The following is a 12,267-nucleotide window of genomic DNA, read 5'->3' as shown; positions in this document are numbered from 1 at the left end:
AAAATACGAATAATCCGGAGGTACAAATGAGGGAGTTCAAAGATAAGGTAGCTGTGATTACGGGAGCTGCCAGCGGAATTGGCCGAGCTATTGCAGACCGATGTGTCAAAGAAGGAATGAAGGTCGTTTTGGCGGATATTGAAGAGGGGGCTCTTCTAAGGACTGAACGAGAATTGAAAGCAATGGGTGCAGCTACCCTCTCCGTTGTGACCGATATTTCCAAAGAAGCTGATATTCGTTTATTAGCACAAAAAACAGTTCAGACCTTTGGCGCTGTGCATCTTTTGTTCAATAATGCAGGCGTGGATGCTGGCACAGGCCGCTTATTATGGGAGAATACTGTGGCAGATTGGCAGTGGGTAATCAACGTAAACATTTGGGGAATTCTGTTTGCCACCGAAATTTTTGTTCCTATTATGGTGAAACAAAAAACTCCATGCCATATTGTAAATACAGCATCTATTGCCGGTCTGCTGTCCGGTCCTGGAAATGGAATATACAGCGCGTCAAAGCATGCCGTTTTAAGCCTGTCTGAAACGTTATATCAGGAGCTCAGATTGATCGGTTCTAATGTGGGAGTGTCGGTTGTATGTCCGGGATTCGTTCGTACTCAAATCATGGATGCAGAGCGGAACCGCCCGACAGAGCTGCGTAAGCCAGATGGGAGCGGCAATCTTCCACCTGAAAGACAAGTTATTACCGAATTGGCTCGCAAGGCTGTCCAAAATGGAATACTTCCGGAGGATGTGGCCAATCAGATTTTTGAGGGCATCCGAAAAGGGCAGCTATATATCATCACAGAACCGAAATTCAAACCTGCAATCAGGCAGCATATGGAGAATGTTCTTAACGAAAGCAATCCTACGGCATCCCAAATGCAATTAGTGCGCAATTTGTTGTGAACTTTGAATGATAGAGGAACTGCTTAGGAGAGTCTGATCAATACGTTGTGGGGGTTACTCGGATGGACAGATCAGTGGTTTTTATGTTTTCAGGCCAGGGTTCGCAATACTACGGCATGGGAAAGGAATTATATATGTCCAACCCGGTTTTCCGAACATGGATGACCAGGTTGGATGAGATTCATACGGATATTACAGGCAGCTCTGTATTAAAAACGCTGTACGATGATACGCGTCGCAGGGGAGAAGAATTTGATACCTTGCTATATACTCACCCTGCAATTTTCATGGTTGAATATGCGCTCACACAGGTGTTATTGGAAAAGGGAATTTATCCTGATTATGTTTTAGGCTCTAGTCTGGGTGAGTCTGTTTCTGTTGCTGTGGCTGACTGCATGAGCTATGAGGATACGCTTCAATGTATTATCAAGCAAGCACAGTTGGTGAAGGCCTATTGTCCGAAAGGGGGCATGCTGGCCGTCATTGGCAATCCCGGTCTGTACGACGAAGCACCCATATTGAATACCAACTCAGAACTGGCATCCATCAACTTTGACTCACATTTTGTCATTTCAGGCAGCTGCGAGGGTCTGACAGAGATTGAACATTATTTGAAAGCAAATGAAATGATCTATCAAAGGTTGCCAGTACATTATGCTTTTCATGCTTCCTTAATGGACCCTATTGCATTGGAATATACGGCGTTCTTAAAGCTCAAGACCCTAAGAAGTCCTAAAATAAATATGGTTTCATCTATGTACGGCGGGAAGACGACATGGCTTGACAACCGTTTTCTTTGGGACGTCACTAGGAAGCCTATCCAATTTCAGAGCGCTCTAAAGTGTCTGGGAGATAGTGACGGGGTTGTTTATATTGATCTCGGTCCCTCGGGCACGCTTGCTAATTTTGTAAAGTATAATTTTGGTCCCAAGAAAAAGGCAAGTGTTTGTTCCATTCTCTCCCCTTTTCAACAGGATATAAAAAATTTGGATCGTCTGTTCGAAATATTTGACTAATATGCATCCATTACTAACAAGGAGGAAATCAATGATCGCATATCTGTTCCCTGGACAAGGAGCTCAAGTGAAAGGTATGGGCGAAGGACTGTTTGATGAATTTCCAGAATTGGTTGCCCAAGCGGATGCAGTTCTTGGTTATTCTATTCAGAAGCTGTGCCTTGAGGACCCTGCCAACCAGCTCGGACAAACGGATTTTACCCAGCCAGCACTATTTGTCGTAAACGCTTTAAGCTACCTAAAAAAAATACGAGAGACCGGAATAAAACCCGACTATGTTGCAGGACATAGCTTGGGTGAATATAATGCTTTATTTGCCGCGGAAGCGTTTGACTTTGAAACCGGTTTGAAGCTGGTCCAAAAAAGAGGAGAGCTGATGGCTCGGGCTACTGGTGGCGGAATGGCGGCAGTTTTAGGCTTGAAAGAAGAAGTGTTTCGGGAAGTAATGGAAAAAAATAAATTAGTAGAGCTCGATGTTGCCAACTATAATTCGCCCAGCCAGATTGTCATTTCAGGGCCAAAGGAACTGATTGAGCAGGCGAAACCGATTTTTGAGGATGCTGGAGCCAGAAATTATGTGGTTTTGAATGTAAGTGGAGCATTTCACTCCAGATATATGGAAAATGCCAAACAGAAATTTGAGGCCTATGCGGCGCCATTCGAATTCTCGAACATCAAAATACCCGTTATTTCAAATGTCCATGCCAGACCCTACAAGCAGCAGGACTTAAGAAGCACGCTGATCAACCAGATTGTAAGCCCGGTCAAATGGTCGGAAAGTATACGCTATCTGATGGGTAAAAGTGTAACCCAGTTTATCCAGATCGGGCCTGGAAATGTCGTGGCAGGATTGGTTAATGCCATACAACGAGAAGCAGAGCCATTGATCGTGACGGAGGTTGAAGACCGGAGCGAGCAGGTACAGGAGGGGATGTCGAAGGATACGTTGAGAAATGATGAAGCGATATCCGAAAAGCGACAGGCTCCCAGAACAAAATCCGGTCATGACGTACTGGAATCCAGCAAACGATTTACGGCGGAGTCTCTTGGGCATAGCGAATTTAAACAAGATTACGGCATTAAGTATGCGTATCTTATAGGCTCTATGTACAAGGGCATCTCTTCAAAAGAGATGGTCGTAAAAGCAGGAAAGGCAGGAATGATGGGATTTTTTGGAGCTGGGGGAGTGAAGATGGATGCTCTGGAGGAAACCATAAAGTATATTCAAAAGGAATTGAACCATGGCGAAGCCTATGGAATGAATCTTATTCATGTGCCAGACCACCCAGACATAGAAAATAACATCGTTGATTTGTACATAAAATACGGTGTTAGAAATATTGAAGCCTCTGCGTTTATGAGTATCACGCCTTCTTTGGTTAGGTACAGGCTGAAGGGACTGAGACGGAATGCAAAGGGAAACGTAACGCTACAGAACAGAATTATAGCGAAAGTATCCAGACCCGAGGTTGTTGAAGCCTTCCTGAGTCCTGCGCCTCAGAATATTATAAATAAGCTGCTGGCGGAAAATAGGATCAGCCGGGAAGAGGCGATGATGGGAATGGAAATTCCCATGGTTGATGATTTATGCGTCGAGGCTGATTCAGGCGGGCATACCGACCATGCAGTTGCATATGTATTGGTTCCGCTAATGCTTCAGATGAGGGATGAAGCGATTCGAAAGTATAAATACAATAAAAGCATAAGGGTAGGGGCAGCGGGGGGAATAGGGACTCCACAAGCTGCAGCGGCAGCGTTTATATTAGGTGCTGATTTTATCATGACGGGTTCTATCAATCAGTGTACGGTTGAAGCAGGGACGAGTGATGAAGTAAAAGATTTGCTCCAGCAATTAAACATTCAGGATACGGACTACGCTCCAGCAGGGGATATGTTTGAAATGGGGGCAAAAGTTCAGGTTATGAAAAAAGGAGTGTTTTTCCCGGCCAGGGCGAATAAATTATATGATCTTTACCGGAATTATAATTCCATAGATGAAATTGATAGAGAAACCAAACATTATATTGAAGAAAAATATTTTAAGAAGAGTATCGAACAAATCTATGAAGATATTAAAGCTTATTACCCGGCTGAAATCATTGAAAAAGCTGAAAGAATCCCAAAACGTAAGATGGCCTTGATATTTAGATGGTACTTTACTTATTCTACCCGACTTGCCATTAATGGGGACAAAAACAACAGGGTCGATTATCAAGTACACTGCGGACCAGCCCTTGGTGCTTTTAATCAATGGGTTAAGGGGACAGCCCTTGAGGATTGGAAGAATAGACATGTTGACGATATAGGACAAAAAATAATGGTTGAGACTGCAGAACACCTGAATGAAAGATTTAAAGCTTTAACTGCTAGTCTACTTACAATCTAGTTGGATTCAAGCAATGGCGAGAAGCTACGAGAAGCTAATAGTGAAGTGCAGTACGTTCTAGCTGAATAATCCCATGGCCGGATACATGCAGGATAGAGTGACAATCTCTGCAATCAGACCATGGGTTACATCATTAAAACCATTTAGATACTAGGGTAAAAGAAAGAGGGTGTTTTCGTGCATAGGTATAGAACTCATAACTGTGGAGAACTGGATCAAACGCATGTCGGGGAAATCGTGAGAATTGCAGGTTGGATTAAAAATATTCGTAACCTTGGCGGGATTGTTTTTATTGACCTTAGGGACCATTATGGGGTTACGCAAATCGTTGTCTCTGATTCTAATGAATTAAAGGATTTTGTATCCAAGATCAGCAGGGAATCAACCATCTCTGTCATAGGAGCTGTATGTCACAGATCCGAAAGTACGATCAGTCCCCATATGAAAACTGGATATATTGAGGTCGTTGCCAAGGAGATAGAAGTGTTAGGAAAGGTCATGAATCCATTGCCTTTTGAAGTATCTTCAGCACATGAAGCTCGGGAAGATATAAGATTAAAGTATCGTTTTCTGGATCTGCGCAATGAAAAACTGCATGATAATATTGTACTTCGTTCTAGAGTAATTCAAAGTATCCGAAAAAAGATGATTGATTTGGATTTTTTAGAGATTCAGACACCGATTCTGACAAGTTCATCTCCAGAGGGCGCCAGAGACTATTTAGTTCCTAGTAGAGTGCATCCAGGCCAATTTTATGCCTTGCCTCAGGCACCTCAGCAATTTAAACAACTATTAATGGTCTCCGGCTTTGATAAATATTTTCAAATTGCACCGTGCTTTAGAGATGAAGATGCAAGGGCAGACAGATCGCCTGGCGAGTTTTATCAGCTGGATTTGGAAATGGCATTTGCTACACAGGAAGATGTTTTTAATGTAGTTGAAAATATGCTGTATGAAGTTTTTTCCGAATTTACAAATTATAAAATTTCAAAGCCTTTTAGTAGAATTCCCTATCAAGAAGCCATGCTCAAATATGGGAGCGATAAACCTGACTTAAGAAATCCATTAATTATCCATGATGTTACAGAGCTTTTTACAGAGACTGATTTTAAAGTGTTTAAAAATAAAACGATAAGAGTTATTGCAACTCCTGGTTGTGGAGGGCGGCCAAGAAGCTTTTACGATGATATAGTGAACTTTGCTATGGAGGCTGGAGCGAAGGGCCTTTCATGGATTAAGTTCAATGATGATATGTCTCTCAGCGGCTCAATTGCAAAATTTATTCCGGAGAAGGTAAAAAACGAATTAATGAATGTAACGCAAGCTGGTCCGGGATATGCACTGTTTTTTGCTGCCGATGAGCTTAAAAATGTCGAAAAAATAGCTGGTGCTGTCCGAAATCAATTAGGCAAACGGCTGGATTTATTGGAAAAGGATACGTTTAAGTTTTGCTGGATTGTTGATTTCCCCATGTTTGAATTGGATCCTGATACCCATAAAATAGAGTTCAGTCATAACCCGTTTTCGATGCCGCAAGGTGGTATGGATGCGCTGCTGAATATGAATCCTCTGGATATCCTGGCGTACCAATATGATATTGTATGTAATGGGATTGAGCTGTCCTCGGGTGCTGTCCGTAACCACGATACAGAGATTATGGTAAAAGCCTTTGAGATCGCGGGTTATACATATGAAGAGATCAAGAGTAGATTTCCTGCACTCTTTAATGCTTTTCAATTTGGGCCACCTCCTCACGCAGGTATAGCACCTGGAATTGATAGGATTGTGATGATCCTTGCAAATGAATCGAATATTCGAGAGGTTATTGCTTTTCCGATGAATAGCAAAGCACAGGACGTATTAATGGGAGCTCCTTCGGAGGTTACTGACAAACAATTGAGAGATGTTCATATCAAATTGGCAAATGCTCAGCCACAAACAGAATAAACGGATTTAACAAGATACTGCAAGCAAAGCTGAATCCAGCACGCAATTAAATCCGATGGAGTGAGCTATAAACTCTCCCTGCTAGAAGCAGAGGAGAGTTTTTTTATTTAGCTTAGATCGTTCACTTTAGGTTAGTAGCGTCTGCTGCAACCTTTCTAGCTTGAACCACGTCAAGAAGTTGTTAATGGCCAAGCGGCCTAATTCAACTACAAGGTGGAACTTAACATGCGCATGAGAAAAAATGCAATCGCAGCCCTTGCGACTGTAGCTCTGCTGTCCTTCTCGATTGGAGGTCATTTGTCTGCGGCAGATAGTCAATTCAGGGATTTGGACCATGTAAACGGCAAAGAAAAAATCATCTCCCTTAAAGAGCGGGGATTGCTTAAAGGTGCCTCAGACATGCAGTTTCTCCCCTCATCTAAAGTGACCGTTGCCCAAGGCATTCAGTTGATCTCGGGTGGACTTCAGCTCAGTTTGGCTGCCATTGATTTGAACCAGGCGCCACAGGCGAGTGGATTGTTTACCCAGGTTAAAGATACCGCATGGTACGCTGAAGCTTTTATTAACGCGTATTATAATGGCGTAGACATTCCAAAAGATATCAATCCTGCCAAAGCTCTGACCAAGGAAGAGTTCACCCACATGTTGATTCAGGGCATGGAAAAAGCAGGTGCTCTTCCCTTGATTAAAATCGCACCTGCAAATATTGCGGATGACAGCGAACTGGAGCCTTCTTACCAAGGTAGCATTCAACGCTCACTAGTGTACAAGGTCAATGTCCTGGATGGGAAGGGAAATTTTCATCCCAAAAGTGCGATTACACGTGCCGAGGCTGCTGTTATGTTATACAATGCATTGGAATACCTGAATGCACATCCAAAGTCGTAACCAATACAGCAACAAAGCGCTTTTCTTCTGAGGAATTTAAGCTTTCAGTTACTTGACATCAATACCGTGAATGCTATAATAAGGAAATCGAATTTAGACCCCGCGGTAGTTGACTATCGTAAGAATACTTTTCTGGTCCTTCGGCATAGAACACAAGTAACGAATAAATAAGCTGGCTCCGGATGAGGGGTCAGCTTTATTTGTTTGGACAAAAGTTTACAGCTTTCACAGATTTACATATTGAGAGGAGACAGCGGTATGTTTGGGAATGACTGGGATGATGTACTACGAGAAGAGGTCGAAAAGCCTTACTTTAATGAATTAAGGTATACGTTAGCTCGAGAGTACAAGTTACATAAGGTATATCCTCCAAAAGAAGACTTGTTTTCAGCACTCAAATTAACGCCATATCATCTGACCAAAGCGGTTATATTGGGACAGGACCCATATCATGGAGAGGGACAAGCTCACGGCTTGAGCTTTTCTGTTAGACCTGGTGTGCGTACACCGCCGTCTCTACAAAATATATATAAGGAGTTACGCGATGATGTCGGCACTCCCATTCCGAATCAGGGATACCTCGTTCCTTGGGCTGAGCAAGGTGTGCTGCTGCTGAACAACGTGTTGACCGTGCGTGAAGGACAACCGCAATCTCATCAGGGAATAGGTTGGGAACGTTTCACGGATGCTGTCATTGAAGCGATTAATGAACGTGAACAGCCGGTAGTGTTCATTTTGTGGGGGAGTCATGCTCAGAAAAAGGCCAGTTTTGTGAATACCAGCAAGCATTTGGTGCTGAAATCTGTCCATCCGAGTCCATTGGCGGCTCACAGAGGTTTTTTTGGCAGCAAGCCTTTTTCACGTACCAATGCATTTTTGCAGGAGCATGGAATGGAACCGATTCAGTGGGAGATTCCTAACCGCTAGCACGGGAGGTGAGGACATGCGTCAATGGAAGGGACGTCAGGTCATTTTATATCACGGCAACAACGGTCATACCCAGAAGGTGCGCGGCACACTTGAAAAATGGGATGATATACGAAAATGCGTTATTTTGGGCCCGAAAATGCTGGCTATTCCTTTTGAAAATATTACGCATATTACCATGCTTCCTCCGGGACGTGAGCGTAAAAGCCGCCATCCAGCTAGGCTGAACACTTTCGGTTATGTAATGAACGTTCCGTTACAGTTTGATAATGCCATTCATTTTCAGTCGGCGGTGACGATTTGGAGAGATGATCAACTGATTGCTTACAATGTAAAGCTGGTTAGTCACTCGGCAGACCATGTGACTCTTGAGGATGGACAAACCTTATCCAAGGAAGAGCATTTATTTGTAGTGAGGTCACTGCGTGGAGAACTTTAACTGTAATAATTCACCTTTTTTTGATGAAGGGTTCAATTTAGTTAGCTGCTTACCGATAAAAGATATTGGGATTGTTAATAATATCCTGTTTTATAGAATGAAACCAAGGGAGAGAAACGAATGGAGCGTATGAAACGTATGAGCAAACGGAGTACCTTCTTACTTGCTTTGCTGATGTTTGTATTCGCAGCATGGCCAGCAGGTTTGATCCGGGCTGAGGAGAAAACGACCTCCACAGTACAGTGGGACAATCAAAATCCAACCACAGTTAATCTGGGTGGAAGCCCCGCTCAATTAAAAGTGTGGTCTGTGACGCAGACTGGTAAAACGGATGTAACCGAAAGAGCTGAATGGATCTCCGGAGATTCAAGTATTTTAAAGGTAGAAAAGGGACTCATTACTCCAGTGTCCAAAGGGCAGATTAAGATTGTTGCCACATATGATCAGAAAACAGTAAGTACGACGATTACGGTAAAATCGCCTTACAGCAAGCTGCAATTCAATCCGACGGGTCCTCTGAATCTGACCATTGGCGGAGAATCGAAGCAACTGACTGCTCAAGGTGTGCTTAGCGGAGGCGGCACGGAAAATGTGTCTGGCGTGGAATGGACATCTACGAATGAAGCTGTTGCTACCGTAGAAAATGGACTTGTACGTCCTCTTGCCAAAGGCGTGACTTACATTAAAGCCACCAAAGATGGACTTAATGCACAATTGATCGTGTATGTGCGTTCTTCATCCCAGGCATTGGTACTGAGTGCATCTGGCTCCAAATCGGTCTATCTGGGTAGCTCCCCGTTTCAGGTTACTGCAACCGATGTGAATCTGACTGGCGGTAAAACAGATGTGACCAACACAGCAGAATGGACTTCCTCTAATTCATTGGTTGCTACGGTGGAGCAAGGTAAAATCACATCGATGGATGTAGGGAATTCGACGATTACAGCCTCCTATCATGGTTTGAGTAAGACTCTGAAGATTAATGTACTTCCAACTGTTGAAAAACTGGTCTCAAGCAAAGCCAGTCTGACTCTCGAAACTGGAAGCAAAACTTCTCTTCCAAGTATATCTGCTTATTTGGTCAATGGAGCCAAAAAAGCAGTTCAATCCGATGTAAAATGGAGCTTAAGCAGTGAGAGTGCAGTCAAGATTGCAAATGGTAAGCTGGTTGCAGTAAACCCAGGTAGTGCGACATTGACAGCGACAGTAGGTGCGCTCAAGCTGGACATTCCAGTGACCGTACAATATAAAGTTCTCAAGCTGACGGCTTCTGAGAAAAAGTATGTATTGGTTGCAGGCCAAGAAACAAGTATTCCGACCGTAAAAGCACATATGGCTGGTGGTGGAGTACTGGATGTTACCAACCAGGTAAGCTGGGTAGCTACAACAGCCGCAGTGACTGTAGGAAATGGAAAAGTAAAAGCGGTGAGTGGTGGCAACTCGGGAATCAAGGCAATGTATATGAATAAATACGTGAAAGTGCCTGTCATTGTGGAGGGAGCCATTTCTACATTGACACCAAGCTTTTCGAATGCTGAGATGAATTTGAAGGGAAGTAAGTCCATCAAAGTCGTCGGCAATTATACAGATGGTAAAAAAGTTACCCTGAGCAGTAAAGTGAAATGGACAACATCAAATGCTTCTGTAGTGGTCGTAAAAGGGTCTTCCATTAAAGCTGTTGGAATTGGAACAGCAACCATTACGGGTACGTACCAGGATAAGTCGTTTAACGTGGAGATAAAGGTTACACCTAAGTTGCTTAAGCTGGTATTGAGCAATAAAAACCTGAAGCTGCCTAAAGGCTCGTCTCAAGTGCTTAGCGTAAGTGCTGTTTATGATTCAGGCGCGACTGCAAATGTGACCAATTCAGCGGTATGGACATCCTCCAAACCGTCGATCGTACAGGTTACAGCTGGTCAGGTGAAGGCATTGGATAGCGGAAGCTCCAGTATTAAAGTAGTCTATGGTGGTAAGAAGGTAACGACATCTGCCAAAGTTTTAAAATAGTCAACGCACATTACCACACCTGGCGTATGTCAAATAAACCCCCGGTCCAAAGACCGGGGGTTTATTTTTAGCTTATTCTACGCCGTCCTGATAATGATTTTTCCAGTGCTTATCGCCTTTATGTGCGAAATCTTCAACTGTTTTCTCCAGCGTAGCTACCAGTTGGGCTTTAATCTCAGCAATTGTGTCGCGAAATAATCTTTCTTCCGTACCATTGATTTTTTCACCATATAAAGCTTGAGCGGCTACAAATTGACGATGTTGTTCTACAAAACTGTCAATCGAATGCAGTGCATGCTCCACGTATTGTGAAATGCTATGATGCTCGTTAGGCAGTTGTAATTTTAATTCCTTAACTCTGTTTAATAATGCCATGATGATCACCTCGTGCGTTTTCTTATGTCAATAATTATACATCATTTTCGGAAAATTTTCATTAAATTTCGATTAAATTGTGACTTTTATTATGTCATGATTGCATTTTCATTGGTGATCAGGCATAATTTCGGAATTTTGCGCTTTTCCCTTGGTATCGTGATTTCAAAATTTGAAATATATGATACAAAGACAATGTAAGAGCGAGCTGCGACAGCTGTCTTTCTGACATGTTATAATGGGGAAAAAGCCCAGTCGGAAAGGTTGTCAGTATGGTATGAAGCTTTTTAAAGGTTTATTTTGGGGAATTCTGATCAGTCTTCTCCTGTGGTGCGCCTTGTTTGGGCTTGTCCGCTGGATGACTCATTAAGTGCTTCCTGTATCTTATACAATAACTCTTGCGACTGTATCCACGTCATTAACGGAAATCGTATATACGTGTTCGTCATCGTAGAGCTTGAATTGCTGAGTTTCTTGGTCAGATAGGAGCTTAGGCCAGCCAATTACGGTATTTCCATTCAGTAACCGGATTACAACAGCTTGCATTTGGCTCACGGCCAGTTGGATCTCATCGTTCATTCGTACAACCTCCTCTCTATACTATTTGTCGTCGGATATTTAATCTTTTTTTATAGTCGGTAAGGGGTTACAAAAAATAAAATCTGGGGATTGCCTTAGCTGAAGGTCATTTACTGGAATAGCTTGAAAGGAAGAGGGAAATTGAAGAAAAAGTTACTAAGTTTTATAGCCTTAGTGCTGCTAGCTGTGGGCGCTTACTGGGTTGAAGGAGACAATCTTTTTACAAAAATAACAGGAGAGAACCCGCCTTCATCAGCTCAGGTAACGCTGCAATTTCCGTCAGGTCGTTATCCTGAAACGGCGCAGCATATTAAGGAAGCCATTCAAGCGGGAAAATCACCAGTATGCACAATTGACCGGGAAGGAGCCGAGCAAAATCGTAAGCATTCGCTTGCGGGTGTTCCTACTCGTAAAGGGTTTGATCGTGATGAATGGCCGATGGCTATGTGCTCAGAAGGGGGCAAGGGTGCAAATGTCAAATACATAGCTCCTAAGGATAACCGTGGGGCAGGATCATGGGTCAGTCACCAGTTAGATCAGTATGAGGATGGAACTCGTGTAAAATTCGTTATTAAATAGTTTTTGATTTCGTGTTTTTACCTTTTAGCTCCTTAGATGTTTCCTGTTTGGCTTTAATCAGCGCCAGAAAATCAAAAAAATCACCTAGTGTATTGAAGCCGGCAGCTAAAATGGCCAGGTCTTCAGCAGATAGTTGGTCTAACCATTCCATTTGCTTAGCGTCAAACATATTATCACCGCCAACCCTTAATAATGTATAGTATGTAGTGGCGGCAACGAAGG

General features: G+C 43.1%; 12 protein-coding genes. 9 read left to right on the top strand and 3 right to left on the bottom strand.

Annotated elements, in window-relative coordinates:
• Window positions 1-26: 26 nt before the first annotated feature.
• The 8 genes from OIU26_RS02840 to OIU26_RS02805 all read left to right on the top strand — a co-directional run bounded on the left by OIU26_RS02840 (window position 27) and on the right by OIU26_RS02805 (window position 10,512).
• The gene (locus OIU26_RS02840; RefSeq protein WP_013371931.1) at window positions 27-902 is read left to right on the top strand and encodes an SDR family NAD(P)-dependent oxidoreductase; all 876 of its coding nucleotides are present in this window, start codon (window positions 27-29) and stop codon (window positions 900-902) included.
• Between the two features lie 62 nt (window positions 903-964).
• The gene (locus OIU26_RS02835) at window positions 965-1,918 is read left to right on the top strand and encodes an acyltransferase domain-containing protein (protein WP_264215879.1); all 954 of its coding nucleotides are present in this window, start codon (window positions 965-967) and stop codon (window positions 1,916-1,918) included.
• A gap of 31 nt (window positions 1,919-1,949) precedes the next feature.
• A complete protein-coding gene (gene fabD, locus OIU26_RS02830) occupies window positions 1,950-4,304 on the top strand; it encodes an ACP S-malonyltransferase (protein ID WP_264215878.1) in 2,355 nt (784 codons plus the stop codon).
• 177 nt (window positions 4,305-4,481) lie between these two features.
• Complete coding sequence (gene aspS, locus OIU26_RS02825; protein WP_264215877.1) at window positions 4,482-6,251, top strand: aspartate--tRNA ligase; 1,770 nt, start codon at window positions 4,482-4,484, stop codon at window positions 6,249-6,251.
• 225 nt (window positions 6,252-6,476) lie between these two features.
• The gene (locus OIU26_RS02820) at window positions 6,477-7,139 is read left to right on the top strand and encodes an S-layer homology domain-containing protein (protein ID WP_264215876.1); all 663 of its coding nucleotides are present in this window, start codon (window positions 6,477-6,479) and stop codon (window positions 7,137-7,139) included.
• Between the two features lie 258 nt (window positions 7,140-7,397).
• On the top strand, window positions 7,398-8,066 hold the full coding sequence (locus OIU26_RS02815) for a uracil-DNA glycosylase (RefSeq protein ID WP_013371926.1): 669 nt from the start codon (window positions 7,398-7,400) through the stop codon (window positions 8,064-8,066).
• Between the two features lie 16 nt (window positions 8,067-8,082).
• Complete coding sequence (locus OIU26_RS02810) at window positions 8,083-8,505, top strand: hypothetical protein (protein WP_013371925.1); 423 nt, start codon at window positions 8,083-8,085, stop codon at window positions 8,503-8,505.
• A gap of 120 nt (window positions 8,506-8,625) precedes the next feature.
• Window positions 8,626-10,512, top strand: coding sequence for an Ig-like domain-containing protein (locus OIU26_RS02805; protein ID WP_264215875.1), 1,887 nt, complete (start codon window positions 8,626-8,628; stop codon window positions 10,510-10,512).
• A gap of 72 nt (window positions 10,513-10,584) precedes the next feature.
• Here the strand turns inward: OIU26_RS02805 and OIU26_RS02800 are convergent, their stop codons facing one another.
• Together OIU26_RS02800 and OIU26_RS02795 are read right to left on the bottom strand one after the other, a co-directional pair.
• Window positions 10,585-10,887, bottom strand: coding sequence for a hypothetical protein (locus tag OIU26_RS02800; RefSeq protein ID WP_013371923.1), 303 nt, complete (start codon window positions 10,885-10,887; stop codon window positions 10,585-10,587).
• 384 nt (window positions 10,888-11,271) lie between these two features.
• Window positions 11,272-11,466, bottom strand: coding sequence for a hypothetical protein (locus OIU26_RS02795; protein WP_013371921.1), 195 nt, complete (start codon window positions 11,464-11,466; stop codon window positions 11,272-11,274).
• 141 nt (window positions 11,467-11,607) lie between these two features.
• Here OIU26_RS02795 and OIU26_RS02790 point away from each other — a divergent pair, with 141 nt between their 5' ends.
• Window positions 11,608-12,045: a NucA/NucB deoxyribonuclease domain-containing protein gene (locus OIU26_RS02790; protein WP_013371920.1), complete on the top strand. Its 438-nt coding sequence runs from the start codon at window positions 11,608-11,610 to the stop codon at window positions 12,043-12,045.
• Here OIU26_RS02790 and OIU26_RS02785 read toward each other — a convergent pair.
• Complete coding sequence (locus OIU26_RS02785) at window positions 12,038-12,196, bottom strand: hypothetical protein (RefSeq protein WP_264215874.1); 159 nt, start codon at window positions 12,194-12,196, stop codon at window positions 12,038-12,040. The genes OIU26_RS02790 and OIU26_RS02785 overlap by 8 nt on opposite strands.
• Window positions 12,197-12,267 lie beyond the last annotated feature (71 nt).

Origin of the sequence: Paenibacillus sp. BT-177 (genome assembly GCF_025846815.2) — a bacterium.
GTDB lineage: Bacteria > Bacillota > Bacilli > Paenibacillales > Paenibacillaceae > Paenibacillus > Paenibacillus polymyxa_C.
Note: the sequence above shows the minus strand (reverse complement) of the source record. Positions and strands in the feature narration are given on the sequence as shown.

Coding starts and splice junctions, on each gene's coding strand:
- OIU26_RS02840 (WP_013371931.1), top strand. CDS start 27: ATGAGGGAGTTCAAAGATAAGGTAGCTGTGATTACGGGAGCTGCCAGC.
- OIU26_RS02835 (WP_264215879.1), top strand. CDS start 965: ATGGACAGATCAGTGGTTTTTATGTTTTCAGGCCAGGGTTCGCAATAC.
- fabD (WP_264215878.1), top strand. CDS start 1,950: ATGATCGCATATCTGTTCCCTGGACAAGGAGCTCAAGTGAAAGGTATG.
- OIU26_RS02820 (WP_264215876.1), top strand. CDS start 6,477: ATGCGCATGAGAAAAAATGCAATCGCAGCCCTTGCGACTGTAGCTCTG.
- OIU26_RS02815 (WP_013371926.1), top strand. CDS start 7,398: ATGTTTGGGAATGACTGGGATGATGTACTACGAGAAGAGGTCGAAAAG.
- OIU26_RS02810 (WP_013371925.1), top strand. CDS start 8,083: ATGCGTCAATGGAAGGGACGTCAGGTCATTTTATATCACGGCAACAAC.
- OIU26_RS02805 (WP_264215875.1), top strand. CDS start 8,626: ATGGAGCGTATGAAACGTATGAGCAAACGGAGTACCTTCTTACTTGCT.
- OIU26_RS02800 (WP_013371923.1), bottom strand. CDS start 10,887: ATGGCATTATTAAACAGAGTTAAGGAATTAAAATTACAACTGCCTAAC.
- OIU26_RS02795 (WP_013371921.1), bottom strand. CDS start 11,466: ATGAACGATGAGATCCAACTGGCCGTGAGCCAAATGCAAGCTGTTGTA.
- OIU26_RS02785 (WP_264215874.1), bottom strand. CDS start 12,196: ATGGAATGGTTAGACCAACTATCTGCTGAAGACCTGGCCATTTTAGCT.